Origin of the sequence: Halocynthiibacter namhaensis, assembly GCF_000812685.1 — a bacterium.
In the GTDB taxonomy this organism is placed as follows: Bacteria; Pseudomonadota; Alphaproteobacteria; order Rhodobacterales; family Rhodobacteraceae; genus Halocynthiibacter; species Halocynthiibacter namhaensis.
This window is the reverse complement of sequence record NZ_JWIF01000024.1, coordinates 1-16,701: the sequence shown is the minus strand read 5'-3', so window position 1 is coordinate 16,701 and position 16,701 is coordinate 1. Positions and strand designations below refer to the sequence as shown.

The window sequence follows — 16,701 nt, the reverse complement described above, 5'->3', positions numbered from 1 at the left end:
CAGCATGTCTCTCATCTTTCTGCTCCCACGGGTAATCCATTCTTGCAGTTCCTCGGTTATCCGAGGCCGCCCATAGCTTTGCAGGCTTAAGCGATGCTGTTCACGGATGTGAGCCAGGATCACCATATCATCGCGTTGACGCTGGCTCATCGGGCGAACCCGCCACGCGCGAAAACCACGTGATGTGACCCGCATAACTTTGCACAGGAACTCAACTGGCCATTCTTCTTTCCAGGCGTCGATGAACGCAAATCTCACCGGCTTTGGCCTGCAAAGAAGATTGCCGCCTTTTTTAACACTTCCCTCTCCTCGCGCAGCAGACGGACTTCCTTGCGAAGCCGCGTGTTCTCCTTCTCAACGTCTTCATGCGGTCCTGACATCAGGTCATCGTGTTGATGCTGTTGAACCCATTTGTTCAGCGTCGAAAGCCCAACCCCTAAATCTGATGAAAGTTGAGGCCGCGTTAAGCCACTCGTCGTCGCCATGCGCACCGCATCACGCCGAAACTCGTCTGTGTATCTCTTTGCCATTCTCTATCTCCTTCATAGCAAACATTGCTCGAAAGAGACCGGAACTAAACCGCGACAAGACCATTCTGCAGATGTTTTATCTTTTGTTTTTTCGCCCCAAATATTAGCCATTAGGCAATCAAATAACTCCGGAAGAACAGAGAGAACCGCACTTTGATCTTTTACTTCAGTTACAGGCATTTTGATATCTGACAGTAGCAAATATGGGTTTTCAAATAGTCGCCAATCAATGAGGGCAACAACAAAATCGTTATTCCGTCGTTTAGATACTAGCAACATTATTGGCCCTAGGTGTGCAGAGGAAAGCCTGCCAATGCCTTTCTGTCCTTGCTTTGGCCTCAAACCTTGTCCAAAGCGGTCTTCTTCTGGCGTTTCTTCTGAGAAAAGCTTGGATTCGGTGCCCACCACAAGCCAACGATCTACAAACTCCTCATAGTTCATTCCATGGCCATTATCGCAAATAGCGACCACGGGTGAGGCGCCGTCGTAAAGTGAAAGGTTTGCAGCTGTTGCATATGCATCATAAGAATTTTTCCAGAGTTCTGAGATTGCAGTTGGAACATCTGCAATTTGTTCTCTCCCGAGATGATCCAATGTCCTAGCTCTGGTTTGAAAATTAAGATTTTTAATCAATGTGAGTACCTAAATTTCTTGATGAACTGTGATGCGCCTTGAGGTGTTCGATTAAGATTTCCGCTAACTTTACAGGAACGGCATTTCCGATTTGGCGACTGGCTGCAGTTATTCCTCCATAAAATGCGAATGTATCTGGAAAAGTTTGAATACGAGCGGCTTGTCTCATTGTTATCCCATGATGCTGAGTGGGGTGCACGAACCGACCTTTGGAAGGATTCGAGCAACCTGCCGTCATCGTTGGGGCTGGTTTTGATGGATCAATGCGACCATAAACATCTTTGTGGCCATTGTGAGTTTCATGGCATGGGAGAGTACGCCCAGAATCCTGCCGACTACCACCGTTTATGGGGGTGTTTTTGAATGCCTCGATCAAGGCTGCCCCATGTTTCATATGGATATTATTGATGTCACCTTTTGGTGATCGCTTAAACGCACTCCTGCAATTTACCCACTTTTGAAGTGTTTTATTAGATCTTCGCGCTTTTTCGGATCCGTGCGTTGGGGATGGCGGCCACTGGATTTCATTATTGCCGATACTCTTGCACAAACCTAAAATAAATACACGTTTCCGCGCTTGTGGGAGGCCATAGTTTCTTGCATCAATCGTTATTGGGCGGAAAAGGTTGTACCCAGCATCAACTCCCATTTTATAGAAGGCGTTTAGATAGCTCTCATGCCTCTTCCAAAGAATCCCCGGTACGTTTTCCATAAGAAACATGCGTGGCTTTAGCTTATCGATGAATTCAAAGTATGATAGGATTAGATCATTTCTAGGGTCATTGATGCCTGCGTCATTTATCCGATGTGACGAGAAACCTTGACAAGGTGGGCCGCCTAACAGTAGGTCGCACCGTTCATTCTCCGGAAAGTGCTTTGCAGCTATTTTTTACGCAGAAAGTTTTTGTATACAAGTATCATACAATACGGTCTTTTTGCCTTTTGAAAGAGAACTGAAATTTTCTTTATAGGTTTTTACGGCATTTGGGTCATTTTCTACGGCAAAAACGACCTCTGCATTGCAATGTCTAGCTGCCAAGGAGAAGCCACCAGCCCCAGCGAAAAGGTCTACGACCCTGAACGCGGTTTCATCCTTTTCAAGAGCCGTGGTTTGATCAAACAATGTGTATAGCATCCGATTAAAAAGTTTGAGGTAGAAAACGTTTGCCTATCCCCACATAATATATATGAGATTTGGACTAAATGGCTACTGCAAAGTTGCACTTCAAAAATTTAACTTAGCTGAATATTGATAGCGCCGAAGTCATAATTTTTTCAACAGCATAGGCTGACAGAAATCTAAACAGATTTGGCCGGTACCCATTGACTTCTAACCGTGTGATCAAGGTTTTTCGCTGGTGCTTTAAAGTGTATTTTGGCTTGGTAGGTCATCCCCGGTCAAAAAAACCCAAATGCTCTTGCTGAATGCCGTGCTGGATTACCTTTTGGCCGTACCGGCGGTTAAGCTGATCAACAAGCGTTGATAATTTTTCATTCTGGTTTGCCTGTCCCGGCTTTAACGGTAGAAATAACTCACCTGGACGATCTTTAAGATTCACAATTTTTGTTAAATTGATGCCAATGGATGTTGCGTGTGTCCTGTCTCGAATAAAGCTATCGGACATGCGGTCAAACAGATTCATGAAAACCCGTGTGTCTTGTGAAGGGGTTAGTGTTTTTGACCGCTGATAAGCCCGTTGATCGAATCTGCTTATATACAGGTGGAATTTACCTGCACAGTATCCGTCTCGTCTCATTCGAGAGACAGCTCTCTCAGTAAGCCACCGCCCAACCCGCCCGGCCATTTCTGGTGATCGGTATTTCGGTGCCAGAACCTTAGATTGTCCGTAGCCGCCACGGCTTGTTTCGATCAGAGGTATGTTCTCACCCTGCAAGGCGCGAACAAACCTTTCACCTTCAACGGATCGCCAGATCATGCGGGCGTGCCTTGGGTCGAGAGCATACAATTCTTCAATGCCCCAGATATGTGATTTCTGAAGTCGTTGCATCATTCCGCGAGAGATGCCCGGCAAATCATCTGGTTTAAGATGCGCGATCCGCATTGGCATGTTCTCAGGTGCCAGCCACTGCAGTCCATCGGGCTTTTCAAGCTTGCCCGCCATCTTAGCCAATAGTTGGTTCGGTCCTATACCGATTGAACACCTCATGTAGGTTCCGACATTCTCACGCATGACACGCTTGATTTCATGTGCCAAATCCAATGCCGCATTTAAATCTGAAGTTGGACCGCCCAATCCGATCTGCAATTCATCGATTGAACGGATGCGTTCGACCTCTGCAATCTTATCGATTTCACGGGCGATGGCTTGGTTGGCCCGTGCATATAGTTTGTGTCGTGCCTGTATGAAGATCATGTCTGGGCAAATCTGCCGCGCTTCTCTGACAGAGATTATTCCTTTGACGCCCGCATTCTTCGCCTCATAACTGCATGCAACCACGCCTCCAGCCCAATTGTTGTGTGGCCCGGTGTCCAGAGCGGTGATGCCAACTGGACGCCCCCTGAGTCGTGGTTGAACTTGCTGTTCCACACTCGCAAAAAAAGCGTTCATATCAAGGTATAGTGTACGCATCGGCGTCATTGGCAAGATCCAGTGGGTGGGTTTTGTGTGCTTTACGTTCTACATTTGTTCTCATGATGGATATAGAAAAACAACTCAAAAATGTTGCGTTTGGCGGAAGTTGGTCAGAAGAAATTCTTGTTAATGCCCGGTTTAATGGAGCGTTAATAGTGATTGCAAATGCTGTGGTAGAATGTCGTGATCACGATGTCAGAACGCCAGAACTTCATGAAGCCTTAGATTATGTGCGCGAAAAAATCAACAAAGGCCCGGAACTCGCATCATCGTTTCTAGTGGCTGTTGGCGAGGTCAACCCAGACGTAAGAGAGCAGAGTGCAGGGGTGATCTTTCGTAATATCAAAAGATGGGCTGGTGGGTGAGGGTTTGAAGTCTGGGGGGTATTCTGGGACTCATATGCCATTTAGGTCCCAGACGTTCCCTATTCTTCCCTTTTGTTTAATTTCAAATACAATCGAATCCTGGGCTAAGTACTTTATATATAAAGGGAAAATCTGGAGCGGGTGAAGGGAATCGAACCCTCGTATTCAGCTTGGGAAGCTGCTGCTCTACCATTGAGCTACACCCGCGATGTGGGCATTCCTAACTCTGCCTTTTGCGGGGGTCAAGTCGCAAAGGGTACCGTTTGACCTATGGTTAGACTGGACAGCTCTGCTTTGGTGAGAGAGGCTGCGCGGCAGGGAGGCTGATCATGAAGTTTTTGAAACGATGTATCGCGGGAACGGTGGGTATTTTTGCTATGGCTTTGACCCTATGGTTTTGGCTGGCGCAACCTCAAAGCAATCCGGATCGCTATATTTTATCTGCGGGTGACGTGATCACATTGGATGAAAATCATGCCAGTGGTAATGCCGTCTATGTGGAAGATGGCATAATCCGTGCGGTGGGCGATTTCGACGCCCTTCAAGGGGCGTTTGATGTGCCGACATATGGGGAAGGCACAGGGATTGTTCTGCCTGGGTTGATTGAACCACATACACATCCGATCGCCAGCGCAATGCTGGGCGCGACCGTGAACATCAGTGCTTCGACCCATTCTGACAGGTCATCTGTTATGACAACCCTGCGCGATGCGGCCGATGGCGTTATGCTGACGCCGTGGTTTGTTGCCTGGGGCTGGGATCCGGTGGCCGTTGAGGGGATGCACCCACCAACGTTGGCAGAACTTGATGCGATATCACCTGATAAGCCCATGCTGATCCTGACCCAGATGTTGCATGAGGCCTTTGCGAATTCCGCCGCTCTCACGGCTGCGGGTCTCCCTTTGTCCCATGGTGCCGCCTTGCACGAGCTGGAGGAAGTCAACAAAGTGGTTGCGCAAATTCCCCCGGCAACAGATCCGGTGGTCGAGTTTCTTTTGCGTCGTCAATACCAAGCCTATGCCAGCGCTGGTTTTACTGAAATCGGAATTGCGGGCGCGGTCGGGCGTCATCCTGATCCGGTCAATCTACTGCAACGGGTCGGTAATAGAGCGCAGGCCCCAGTCGGCACGCATCTGTATCTTCTGGATGATCAAGTGACCGACGAAACCGATCTAGGGGCCGAGGTAAATTTTAAGGTTCCAGGCGTGAAATTCTGGCTGGATGGATCGCCCTTTACTGGGGGTGCTGCCACTGCGGAACCTTACAGCAATTCAACTCTTGTACGGCAGCAGCTGGGCCTGTCGCATAATCACAGCGCGGAAGTGTTAATGGATGAGAATGGGTTCTATAAACAAGCACTGCCATACCATCGCGACGGGCGTCAGATTGCGGTGCATGTTCAGGGGGAAGAGGCGGTTGAGCTTGCTCTAAATGTCTTTGAGCGTTTGCAAAACGACGCCCCACAACCCGGCTTAAGACACCGTCTGGAACACAACGCATTAATCACATCTGACCAGCTGGAACGTGCAAGGGATCTTGGGGTGACAACAGGCTTTTTCGTGGATCACATTACTTGGTATGGCCATCAGCTGGACGCGCTATTTGGCCTAGAACGCGCCGCTAGATATATGCCGTTGGGCTGGGCGGCGGAATATGGTTTGACCTTCACCCTGCACGGGGATCATCCGGCGACGCCGCTGGACCCATTCCAGACAATGGAAACCGCGGTCACCCGACGTGGGCCAAACGGGCAGGTGGTTGGATCTGAGCAAGCGCTGACACCGGAACAGGCATTGCGAGCCATGACGTTGAATGCAGCCGTGCAACTGGGAGTGGAGGATCGTCTTGGGTCAATATCCGTTGGAAAACAGGCGAACTTCACGATTGTGGATGCAAATCCGCTTGCGGTGTCCGTAGATAATATATCTGATATTCAGGTCCTACAGACCATCCGCAATGGCCAGATTGCAGACACGCGTGCGATCGCGGAATTTACGCCCAAGATGGCGTGGCGGATCCTGATGTCGATGCTCTGACAGGATCCGCCTGTTTCTTATCCCCGGCTTTAACCTCGGCGACGTCTGCGGCGTGAGCCACCATCGCCACCGCCCGTGTTAAAGTTCACGTCTGGTAGGGTCAATATTGAGGCCAAGATCGGGAAGGGATCCGAGGAATTCGGGATCGCGCTTGCGTTGACGAAATGTTCTTGGAAGCTTGGTTCAATAGCGGTTTCGATCTTGATGATGTTTCCGACGATTTCCTCAATCTCACCACGGGCCGCGACATTTAGCAGGGCAATACGTGCGCCCGTGCCGGCGGCGTTGCCCGCACTGGTCACCATGTCCAATTCACAATCCGGGATCATGCCCAGAACCATTGCGTGTTTTGGACTGATATGTGCGCCAAAGGCTCCGGCCAGAACGACGCGATCCACCGTGTCTGTCTCGAATTTATCCATCAACAGGCGCGCACCGGAATACAGCGCGGCTTTTGCCATCTGAATGGCACGGATATCGGGGTTGGTGACCGAAATAACCGGGCCGCCATCTGCACTGCCATCCCAAATCAGATAGGAATTTGTACGCCCATCCAAGAAACAACGTGATGTGCCGGTTTGTTCTGCCGATCCAATCAAACCGGACGGGTCCAGAATGCCCGCCATGCGCATTTCGGCGACGGCTTCGATGATCCCTGATCCACAAATACCCGTGATGCCAGAAGCGGCAATGGCATCCGCAAAACCGGGATCATCAGACCAAAGATCAGAACCGATCACCTGAAAACGGGGTTCCTTTGTAACGGGATCAATCGTTAGATGTTCAATCGCACCAGGGGCTGCGCGCTGGCCAGATGAAATCTGCGCGCCTTCAAAAGCGGGACCGGTTGGCGAAGAACAAGCATAGACCTTTTCTTTGTTGCCCAACTGGATTTCCGCATTTGTGCCCACATCGACCAAAAGCACAAGATCTTCTGATTTATCAGGAGCTTCTGAAAGGGTAACCGCCGCTGCATCGGCGCCAACATGCCCGGCAATGGATGGCAAAATATAGGCGCGCGCAGAAGGGTGAATCATCAAGCCCAATGTCGATGCGCGCAGTGACAGCGCTTCGGATGTACAAAGTGCGAAGGGAGCTTGCCCCAATTCATAGGGATCGATGCCCAGGAAAAGATGGTGCATGACGGGGTTCATCACGAAGACCACATCCATAATCTGATCCGTGCCTATTTCGGCCTCAATCGCGATTTGTGTGAACAATGCGTTCATACCTTCACGCACGGCGCGGGTCATTTCCTCAGCTCCGCCATCGTTCATCATGGAATAGCTGACGCGGCTCATCAAATCCTCTCCAAAGCGAATTTGGGGGTTCATGATGCCTGAGGAAGCCACAACTTCGCCCGATGTCAGGTCACATAAATGTGCGGCGATGGTGGTGGAGCCAAGGTCCACAGCAAGGCCGTAAAGCGGGGTTTCATGGTAGCCAGGCCAGACCTGCAAGATCGCGGGTTTCTGCGCGCCTGTGCCTTCGGTGATCCCTGTGGAAACAGCACAGGTTACCTTCCATTCGCCCTTGCGTAGGGTGGTTTGTAGCGTTTGCATGACATGAAGGTCGGCATCTACGCCTTTGATACCAAATTGCTTTTCCAACGCTTGGCGCAAACGTTCCAGATCACCAGATGGTTCGTGCATATCGGGCTGTTCGACTTCAACATAATATCGACGCACAGCAGGGTTGATCGTGATGTCTCGGGCCTCGGCGCGTTTGCGCACGACCTGACGGTGGACCTGACTGCCCGCCGGAACATCAATCACCACATCAGATTGGATGGTCGCTTGGCAACCAAGACGGCGACCTTTTGTCAGACCGCGTTTGTCGTCATAGCGCTGCTCGACTGAGTTCCATTCAGACAATGCGGTTTCGCAAACACTTACGCCGTGCTTGGGGAATTCGCCGAACGAGGGTTCGACCTGACATTTGGAACAGATACCGCGTCCGCCACAGACGGAATCAAGGTCAACGCCCAGCTGTCGTGCTGCCGTTAGAACTGGGGTGCCTGCAGGAAAGTTCCCGCGTTTTCCAGAAGGGGTGAAAATCACAAGTGGGTCGGTGGTGTTCTCAGAAGTCATGTGCCTGCCTGTAAGTCGCGTCTTTGCGTCAGCATACAATGGTTCAATGCGCTAGACACCCCAAGGGCGGCACAATTATTGTCGCAAACGTCTTAAGTTTAAGAAATCAGGCAGATTTTGACCGTGATCCAGGGGAACATGAGTTCAAAAATGGGGTGCTGTTGTGCAAGTGGCGTTCCACCAGGTTTTTCTGCCGACGTCTGTCAGGAATACGCCGCGCCGATTGTGTGCCATTCGTCCCCGATTTTAGTTCGGGGAAACCTTGGGCGAGTGCTGAATCAAAATGGGGCCCGCAATGCGAGCCCCATCTTTATTTTATGAGCTGAAAGGCTTATCCGCGACGGCGACGGCGGCCACCGCGACCGCCAGCTTCACCAGGAATGATGACCTTGTTTGTGCGGATCCATTCTGAACCAGATGCGTCATTGTTGGTCAGGAAGTTGGCTGCACGGATGGCTTCCATTTCTTTACCAGCGCGCGGCATGGTGGAACCGATACCGAACATCTGACAGAATGCTTCGTCGTCCATATCCGCAGGCAAGATGATACCAGCAGCTTCAACCGCAGCCCTTTTTTCGGCCAATTTCTTTGGACCAACGGGCAGGGCGACCGGGTTCATAATCGCAGAGGTCATGCCACATGCCATTGCCATAGGAAGGAAGGCGTTGTTGATGCCGTGACGGTTTGGTAGGCCAAATGAGATGTTGGATGCACCACAAGTTGTGTTCACGCCCAATTCGTCACGCAGGCGACGCACAAGTGAGAAAACCTGCAAACCAGCGGTGCCCATCGCGCCAATTGGCATCACAAGCGGATCAACCACGATATCATGGGCCGGAATGCCAAAATCAGCGGCGCGTTCAACGATTTTCTTTGCAACCGCGAAACGCACTTCTGGGTCTTCGGAAATGCCAGTGTCATCGTTGGAAATCGCAACAACCGGCACGTTGTATTTCTTAACTAGCGGCAGAACCATCTCAAGGCGTTCTTCTTCACCTGTGACGGAATTCAAAAGTGGACGACCTTCAGCGGCGGCAAGGCCACGTTCCAGCGCACCAGGCACAGAACTGTCGATACACAGGGGCGCATCCACAACGGCTTGTACGATTTTAACCATTTCTTCCATCAGGGGCGGTTCAACAAAGTTGTTGTCCGCATAACGGGGATCTTCGGCCATTTTATTAGAAAAAACAGCACCCGAGTTGATATCAAGGATGGTCGCACCAGCGGCAACTTGCGCGATCGCATCGGCTTCTACGCGGGAAAAATCGCCTTGTTCCAACTCAGCCGCAAGGATTTTGCGACCCGTTGGATTAATGCGTTCACCGATCACACAGAATGGCTCGTCAAAGCCCAGGATCGCGGTTTTTGTTTTGCTTTCGACAACTGTACGGGTCATGATTTTCTCTTATTTTTGGTTAACGGGAACGCCAGAGGCGCCGCCATGTGTGATCGCCCAGTTGGCGTTTGTTTTGATGCCACCGAGGGGGAAGAAATGCACCTTCTCGATGTTGAAATCAGGGTTCGCAGCTTTATGCGCCGCAAGATCCGTGATCATCTGATCTGGCTCAAACGGCAGCAACAATTTGGTCACGTCTTTTGCGCGTTTCTGAAGCACTTTCAAAGAAGCGCCAACACCACAAGCAATTGAAAACTTGATCAATGTCTGCAGCTTTGCAGGGCCAGCAACACCGATATGAACGGGGATATCAATGCCAGCTTCCACAAGGCTGTCAGCCCATTCAATCACCGGACCTGCTTCAAAGCAGAACTGCGTCGCCAAAGCCATGTCAGCGTCAGTGCGTTTAGAGAACTCTTGTTTCCAACCAAGGGCTTCCATCACAAGCTTCGTGCTGCCATCGCGGTCGATATCTTTGTTGCCTTCGGGGTGACCGGCAACATGCAGACGTTTGAAACCCGCTTTATCAAATTGACCGGTTTCAAGCAATTGCATGGAAGAATGAAAGTCGCCATGTGGTTTGTCTACGCCACCAGCCAGTAGAAGGGCCTGGGTCACATTGGCTTCGCCTTGATAACGTGCGATCCAATCCGCAAGCATGGCTTCGTCTTTGATGATGCGGGCTGGGAAATGCGGCATCACATCATAGCCCTCAGAGTTCAAACGGGCCGCGGTTTCAACCATTTCATCAATGGGCGTGCCTTCGATATGCGCAACATAAACGCGGGTGCCCTGTGGCAGAAGATCACGAAAATCGTCAATCTTTGCGGCTGTGCGTGGCATGACTTCGATGGAATACCCATCAAGAAAGGCTTCAACTTCCGGAGACACCGTAATCGGCGCTGCTTCTGTTTTCTTTTTGAATGGCAAAAGCGACATGATCGCATCCTTTATAGTATGTGTCAGAGACATCTAAGTTTAGCTCTCTGCGTGGCCATCATTTGCGATCAAGACCTTCAAGCGATCTTGGTCGTATTCTGCATCAAGGCGCGCGGCCTCGGCTTTGGCGATCTCGTCTTGATCACCTTCCATTGGGTAGGGGGCCGCCTTGCGAAACCCTGCAAGATAGGCATCAGCGTCTTTCGCATTTACCTTCATCGCGGCACGATCGATGGCTTGTTCAAAGCGTTCCGGCAATGCAGCTTTGGCACCACGTCGGCCTTTGCCAACGATAACCTGCGCCGGCATGTCTCTCCAGTAAACGATTGTGACGTCTGGCATCTTGATTCCTCCCCTTTATATTTCGCTTGTAGTCCTCGGATGCGAAAAGAATGGGTCAGTTTTCGACACACTCCGCCATAAGAGCGACTCTGCGGTGTTGTCATCGCCTTGGATCCGTTCAGATGTGGTGGGCATTTTCAGGCTGTATTGAAAGGCAGGAAATTCTCATGATCTATATGTGCGGAACTTCATAACTGCTATTTATCAGATACTTAAACGCATTTGCGTAATCAAGTTGACTTAAAAATGTACAAATTGTCGCACCCCATTGGTTTTTGCACCCTCTGTTATCCTTGGTGAACTGCACATTATGGTTGTCCCGAATCTGATAACAAAAATACGACGCGAACAGGCGGATCCATTGATAAGCGACACATCACACGACGGAATTTCGCTGACTGCGCTTCGTTTTTCGAGGGGTACTCAACGCGTATTAGACCTGCCAGATATGACGTTAACGGAAAAACGGATTGGCATTGTCGGTCGCAATGGGTCGGGCAAAACGACGTTAATGCGTGTCCTGGCTGGGCTGATAAAACCAGACGAGGGCAGGGTGCATGTGTACGGTGCCGATGTGGCGGATGATCGTAAAGCCGCCATTCGTGCTGTCGGAATTTTGTTTCAAAACCCTGATCATCAAATCATTTTCCCAACTGTGGAAGAAGAGATTTCATTTGGTTTGCAACAATTGGGGCAGTCTGAGGATAATACTGTGGATAACTGCGGGAAAATCTTGGAACGCTTTGGAAAGGCTGCGTGGAGGGACCGTTCGATACAGACTCTTTCTGGCGGGCAGCGGCACCTTGTGTGTTTGATGTCTGTCTTGGCCATGGCCCCGGGGACGATCCTGTTGGACGAACCCTTTGCTGGTTTGGATATTCCCACAAATCGCGCCTTGAACGGCGTAATTGACGGTCTCGATGAACAAGTTGTGATGATCACACATGATCCCGAACGTTTGCAGCAGTTTGACCGGGTTATCTGGATTGAAGGCGGTAAGATTTCGAAAGATGGAAGGCCCAGTGAGGTTCTTCCAACCTATCTGGCGGCGATGAATGAGGAGGGCGGAAGTGCTTTCTCTGACATCTGACCACCGCACCGTTTTTCACGGAATTCCTGCGGGTTTCAAGCTTCTGGTTCTGCTCGTTTTTTCAATTGCACTGTTCGTTTTCCCTGATCTACGGGTGCAAGCCTTTGCTCTGCTGTTGGTCTTTTTGGCCTTTATTTGCGGGGGAATGGGTTTTCTGGGCGAAGGTATCAACCACTTGCGCCGCATCTGGCCGGTTGTGGCGTTTATCTGTATTTGGCACGTTTGGAGCGGAGAATACGCCGTCGGCTTGGCGCTCCTTTTTCGGATTCTTGCCGTGCTGGCATTGGCAAACCTTGTGACTATGACAACCCAACTTTCGCAGATGATGGGGGTGCTAAGTTGGCTTACGACCCCCATTCGCCGGGCGGGTATTTCGACGCGACCCGCTGAAATCGCCATGGCCATGATGGTGCGCTTTATCCCGGTCTTGAGTGAAAAATCCGAAGCATTGCGCGAAAGTTGGCGTGCACGTAGTCCAAAACGCCCAGGATGGCGCATTGTGGTTCCGATCACCTTGCTTGCCATCGATGACGCGGACCAAGTTTCGGAGGCGCTCCGCGCGCGCGGCGGGGTCCAGGAAACACAGAGCAAGCTGTGAATAACTTTTTCTTCTTCTCACAAGAAGCCTGTGGATAACTTGCTTCTAATCTTCCATAAAACCACGATAGGAAACGCGAAAATGGAACGTAATCTCACATATATTGCCTTGATGGCGGCTTTTACTGCTGTGCTTGGTTTCATCCCCAAAATAGATCTCATACCTGGCGTGCCGATCTCGTTGCAGCTGCTAGGTGTCATGTTATGTGGTCTCGTGCTGGGGGCACAACGTGGCGCGCTGGCTGTTATACTGGTACTTGTTGTAGCTGCGGTTGGCATGCCAATTTTGACGGGTGCCCGAGGCGGGATTGCTCCGTTCCTAGGCGCGACAGGTGGATTTCTATTCGCATATATCCTTGCCGCCTTCGTAACTGGGTTTATCTTTGAACGCTGGAAGGGCGACTTGATCGTCGGCGCTGTCATCGCGGCCTTTGTTGGCGGTGTTGTGGTTCTCTATCCGATTGGCATTGTGTGGTTGGCTGTTTACCTTGAAAAACCAATCCTCGTGATGACACAATCAATGCTGGTCTTCATTCCCGTAGATGTCGCGAAGGCGGTTGTTGCAGGATTGATTGCCACGCAAATTTCCAAGGCACGTCCTGCAGCGCTGCTGTCACGTCAAGACAGTTAGTAAATAGGTGTCGTTGAACGACATACAACTGATGGAACGCAGTCGTTGGTTGCGTTCCATTATCTTTTTTTGAGGCCAGTTTGGATAAGAGGTCGAGCGCACCCACAATCTTAGATTTTTGCAACAAAGATGAAATGTCGCAAGTGTTGCAGCGCTGATAAGAGCGCCCCGAACGGGACGCAATCGCCGCTTTCGTGCTGCTGAGCCATTCCGAGAACTACAGCTTGACCGTCGACGCGACGCCCCAGAGGGGTGAGAATTTCGCTTACTCGCCATTTCACTATTTTCTCCACTACCGTTAAGATCACGAATGTTGCAACAAAGATGAAATGTCACTGGTTGCGCAAATCAGAAATGTCACCACAATCCGCAAACGTGACCAAGGCTTGGCAGCCCGGAGACCTCATATATCGCAGGGCTGAAAAGCCTTGGGGCAATGGAAAAGCAGACATTGGAGCAACATGCAGCTAACGGCAGTAAAGAGCCCACATCGACCAACGCTGCGCGGGGTATGAACGTCCGTGATGTGGCGTCGCGACGTCAGTTTTTAGTACCCGTTAAATTGTTCGGTGCGAATGCGATTCTTCTCGACACCCGCCGAAGCCAGAATTTCAGTCATCGCTGAAACGAACCCGCCAGAGCCAACGCAGTAGTAGTTCGGTTGTGTTAGATCGGACAGATGCCTGAACAGCATTTCTACATTGATGCGCCCCATTTCGCCGTCCCAGTCATTGCTGGCTTCGATATCCGACATCGTGGCAACCATTTTGAATTCTGGGTTGGTTGCGTGGATCTCTTGTAATTCACTCAGCATCGCCGCATCCCTCGGGCTACGATTGGAGTAGAATAATGTAGTTTGGTTCAAACGATCAGAATGATCCGCGTCGCGGATTATCGATAGAAACGGCGTAATGCCGATCCCGCCTGCTAGAAATACCGTGGGACTGTCTTGAAACACATCTCTCGTGAAGCTCCCTAATGGTCCAGTGACCTGTACCTCGGGCAATGTCTTCAAGGCTTGCTTGAAATCATTGTCTCGCATGCGAGTGATCACGGCCAGATCCGCTTCATGTGGCGCACTGGCGATAGAAAGAACGCGCGCCTCGCCTGCACCTTGAGGCGCATCGGGCGGGATGGTCAGTCGGATCGCTTGGCCCGATTCAAATGTGAACCCCGCAGGTTTCGCAAGACGTACTGCGAGCGTGTTCTCTGTGACCATCTCGCGCCCGAGAAGCTTCACTGAGGATGCTCGGCTGTTCCGACCCGTTAGCCTGAGACCATCACGCATGTTTAAACCCATCAGCGTCAAATTGGTTGTCCCTGCGATCAGCTCGACGCCTTGCAATATATAGAACAACGTATCGAACGTGCCCGCTGAGGCCTTGGCTTCAAGAACGAAGGCCATCGGAAGCAGTATCAATATCCCGTTAGCTGCGATGATCGGCATTCGCTTCTTCTTGGAGGATATAAATTCATCTGATCGGCCTGCTCCTAGTGACATGCCGGAGCCGCCAACAATCGCCATGGCAGGGATCAAAATGATCATTCCATTCAGAATCCACCCCTTCACCGCCGCGATGGTTGTATATGACCCGAACAGTTCAGAAATAACGGTCGAGGTCCAGAACGTGAAGATCATCAGCAGACCGACAGCTCCGGCAATGGCGTGAATGCGTGTTTTCATGAGTTTGTCCTCTTATGCGTAGCTATTCTGTGAGCAGTGAATGGGTGGTGCCTCAGGCCTTGATTGCGATGCAGCCGAGGACTGCTGCGGCCATACCAAACCCGATGCGGAAATAGTGGATCATGAGCCATTGGTTCAGCTTGGCCGCACCCGTCACCTCGTCCATCGTCCCGCTTGCAAAGGCAGTGTTGGTCGGGACAAAGAAGGTAAAGGTCAAGATCGCGACGACCACGATGCAAAACGTGCTTAGAAGCCAATACTTCAAATCCGGGCTGCCCCAGGATAACCAAACCGACCCGGCCATGCCGATCAGAGTCGGCATGAAGACCAGAGGGATTGACCGAGAGACGAACTGGTTGTTGGTCGCAAACCAGTCCATGAATGCCTGTGCCGGAAGGCTGCGCCAATATCCACCCAACGTCACTCCGTTACAGAGCATGACGCCCGCAAATCCTGCTGCACCACAAATTGCGAGTATGTTGAACGTTGTTTTAATCATAATCAGGCTCCTTTGCTCTTTGAGCCGAACCACATCCGCCAGATCATGCCGTCTCTCTTGATGAAGTGATGGTAGAGTGCCGCGCCGGCATGTAGCGCGAATAGCGCCAACATAAATCGCGCGCCGACACCATGTGGTACGCGTGGCAGAAACTCTGCAAAATCAGGCAACGGTTCAACACTTGCACCGAACAACACGGCGCCCGCACCCGATTGCGCCAGCATGCCAATGCCGCTTGCGGCCATCCCCAGAATGGCAACGTAAAACAGCACATGGTGAACCAGACCGGGTTTATCGGAGACAGTTGAGTTCCTATTCTGCGGCGAGAGTAACAGTGTTCAGGCTGTCATAGAAGTTCCTTTCTGCATGTGCTGGAGCAATGTATCCGATGGGTCCAAAGCGGCGTTCGTGATTGAACCAATGGACCCAATCGAGCGTGGCAAATTCGACGTCTTTTTTGCCTTGCCAAGGGCCCTCATGTTCAATGACCTCAGCCTTGTAGAGGCCATTAATTGTCTCGGCCATCGCATTGTCATAGCTGTCACCAACGCTGCCGACTGAGGGATCAATTTTGGCTTCCTCAAGCCGTTCAGTGTATTTGATCGACAAATATTGAACGCCCCTGTCACTGTGATGAATAAGTATTTTGGGGTCCGGTTGACGCGCAGCCAGCGCCTGGTTCAAAGCATCAAGCACCATCTGGGCATTGGGAGAAGAAGAGACTTTCCAGCCAACAATGTAGCGCGCAAAGACATCAATGATAAACGCCACATACACAAAGCCGACTGCGGTCCTGACGTAGGTAAAGTCTGCAACCCACAAGATGTTCGGGGCCGGTGCTTTGAATTCTCGGTTCACTTTGTCTTCAGGGCATGGCAAGGCAGGGTTGCTTTTCGTCGTAGTCACCTTTCCGCGTGTAATTCCCTGTATCCCCATGCTTTTCATAAGGCGAACAACCGTGCAACGGGCGACGACAAACCCATCGTCGAGCAAGTCATGCCAGATCTTAACCGCCCCATAGCGCTTCCCGCTATTCTCCCAGAAATGGGTGATCCTAGTCATTATGATGGCATCACGCTTTGCTCGATCCGATGCCTTCTTGGGATAACGATCAATCGACTTGCGGTGGTAATAGGTGGAAGGCGCGATCGGCAAAACATTGCAAATCACCTCGACGCCAAGATGATCACGGTGGTCATCTATAAACATGATCATCTCTTCCGTAGGCGGTCGAGGTCCGCCGCCGCGAAAAAAGCTGACGCCTTACGAAGG

Annotated in this window: 14 protein-coding genes, 1 tRNA gene, 4 pseudogenes and 1 other annotated feature; of the genes and pseudogenes, 5 read left to right on the top strand and 14 right to left on the bottom strand. The window is 51.0% G+C overall.

Features of this window, described 5'->3' with window-relative positions; genetic code table 11:
* From RJ38_RS18780 to RJ38_RS04865, 5 genes and pseudogenes are all read right to left on the bottom strand, one after another.
* Positions 1–258, bottom strand: a pseudogene (locus RJ38_RS18780) (IS3 family transposase); the annotation flags it as partial.
* On the bottom strand, positions 255–530 hold the full coding sequence (locus RJ38_RS04880) for an IS3 family transposase (protein WP_039017620.1): 276 nt from the start codon (positions 528–530) through the stop codon (positions 255–257). The gene RJ38_RS04880 and the pseudogene RJ38_RS18780, both read right to left, overlap by 4 nt.
* Before the next feature lie 12 nt (positions 531–542).
* Positions 543–1,163: an ATP-binding protein gene (locus RJ38_RS04875; RefSeq protein ID WP_082005637.1), complete on the bottom strand. Its 621-nt coding sequence runs from the start codon at positions 1,161–1,163 to the stop codon at positions 543–545.
* Positions 1,156–2,286: pseudogene (locus RJ38_RS04870) on the bottom strand (DNA cytosine methyltransferase). The gene RJ38_RS04875 and the pseudogene RJ38_RS04870 overlap by 8 nt, the downstream one beginning before the upstream one ends.
* Before the next feature lie 265 nt (positions 2,287–2,551).
* Entirely contained in the window at positions 2,552–3,763 is a 1,212-nt protein-coding gene (locus RJ38_RS04865; protein ID WP_039017780.1) for a Y-family DNA polymerase, read from the bottom strand.
* Positions 3,764–3,819: 56 nt separating this feature from the next.
* On the opposite strand from RJ38_RS04865, the gene RJ38_RS04860 reads away from it, so the two are divergent.
* Positions 3,820–4,122, top strand: coding sequence for a hypothetical protein (locus RJ38_RS04860; RefSeq protein WP_156121756.1), 303 nt, complete (start codon positions 3,820–3,822; stop codon positions 4,120–4,122).
* A 133-nt stretch (positions 4,123–4,255) separates the two neighbouring features.
* On the opposite strand, the gene RJ38_RS04855 is transcribed toward RJ38_RS04860, so the two are convergent.
* A tRNA-Gly gene (locus RJ38_RS04855) sits at positions 4,256–4,329 on the bottom strand.
* A gap of 122 nt (positions 4,330–4,451) precedes the next feature.
* On the opposite strand from RJ38_RS04855, the gene RJ38_RS04850 reads away from it, so the two are divergent.
* On the top strand, positions 4,452–6,158 hold the full coding sequence (locus RJ38_RS04850; protein ID WP_039017778.1) for an amidohydrolase: 1,707 nt from the start codon (positions 4,452–4,454) through the stop codon (positions 6,156–6,158).
* A 29-nt stretch (positions 6,159–6,187) separates the two neighbouring features.
* Here RJ38_RS04850 and RJ38_RS04845 read toward each other — a convergent pair whose 3' ends face one another.
* From RJ38_RS04845 to RJ38_RS04830, 4 genes are all read right to left on the bottom strand, one after another.
* Complete coding sequence (locus RJ38_RS04845; protein WP_039017777.1) at positions 6,188–8,248, bottom strand: ASKHA domain-containing protein; 2,061 nt, start codon at positions 8,246–8,248, stop codon at positions 6,188–6,190.
* Positions 8,249–8,579: 331 nt separating this feature from the next.
* On the bottom strand, positions 8,580–9,647 hold the full coding sequence (locus RJ38_RS04840) for a methyltetrahydrofolate cobalamin methyltransferase (RefSeq protein ID WP_039017776.1): 1,068 nt from the start codon (positions 9,645–9,647) through the stop codon (positions 8,580–8,582).
* A 9-nt stretch (positions 9,648–9,656) separates the two neighbouring features.
* Positions 9,657–10,586 (bottom strand): methylenetetrahydrofolate reductase, encoded by a 930-nt coding sequence (locus RJ38_RS04835; RefSeq protein WP_039017775.1) that lies wholly within the window; start codon positions 10,584–10,586, stop codon positions 9,657–9,659.
* 39 nt (positions 10,587–10,625) lie between these two features.
* Positions 10,626–10,928: a virulence factor gene (locus RJ38_RS04830; protein WP_039017774.1), complete on the bottom strand. Its 303-nt coding sequence runs from the start codon at positions 10,926–10,928 to the stop codon at positions 10,626–10,628.
* 466 nt (positions 10,929–11,394) lie between these two features.
* On the opposite strand from RJ38_RS04830, the pseudogene RJ38_RS04825 reads away from it, so the two are divergent.
* The 3 genes and pseudogenes from RJ38_RS04825 to RJ38_RS04815 all read left to right on the top strand — a co-directional run.
* A pseudogene (locus tag RJ38_RS04825) lies at positions 11,395–12,018 on the top strand (energy-coupling factor ABC transporter ATP-binding protein); the annotation flags it as partial.
* Positions 11,999–12,616: an energy-coupling factor transporter transmembrane component T family protein gene (locus tag RJ38_RS04820; protein WP_039017773.1), complete on the top strand. Its 618-nt coding sequence runs from the start codon at positions 11,999–12,001 to the stop codon at positions 12,614–12,616. The pseudogene RJ38_RS04825 and the gene RJ38_RS04820, both read left to right, overlap by 20 nt.
* Positions 12,617–12,697: 81 nt before the next feature.
* On the top strand, positions 12,698–13,246 hold the full coding sequence (locus tag RJ38_RS04815) for a biotin transporter BioY (protein ID WP_039017772.1): 549 nt from the start codon (positions 12,698–12,700) through the stop codon (positions 13,244–13,246).
* Between the two features lie 547 nt (positions 13,247–13,793).
* Here RJ38_RS04815 and RJ38_RS04810 read toward each other — a convergent pair.
* The 4 genes and pseudogenes from RJ38_RS04810 to RJ38_RS04795 form a co-directional block, all read right to left on the bottom strand.
* A complete protein-coding gene (locus RJ38_RS04810; protein ID WP_039017771.1) occupies positions 13,794–14,930 on the bottom strand; it encodes an FAD-dependent oxidoreductase in 1,137 nt (378 codons plus the stop codon).
* 52 nt (positions 14,931–14,982) lie between these two features.
* Positions 14,983–15,429 (bottom strand): anthrone oxygenase family protein, encoded by a 447-nt coding sequence (locus RJ38_RS04805; RefSeq protein WP_039017770.1) that lies wholly within the window; start codon positions 15,427–15,429, stop codon positions 14,983–14,985.
* A gap of 2 nt (positions 15,430–15,431) precedes the next feature.
* On the bottom strand, positions 15,432–15,701 hold the full coding sequence (locus RJ38_RS04800; protein ID WP_238321649.1) for a cytochrome b: 270 nt from the start codon (positions 15,699–15,701) through the stop codon (positions 15,432–15,434).
* 40 nt (positions 15,702–15,741) lie between these two features.
* Positions 15,742–16,701 (bottom strand): annotated as a pseudogene (locus tag RJ38_RS04795) (IS3 family transposase); the annotation flags it as partial.
* Positions 16,570–16,686, bottom strand: a sequence feature (AL1L pseudoknot). Its footprint overlaps the pseudogene before it by 117 nt.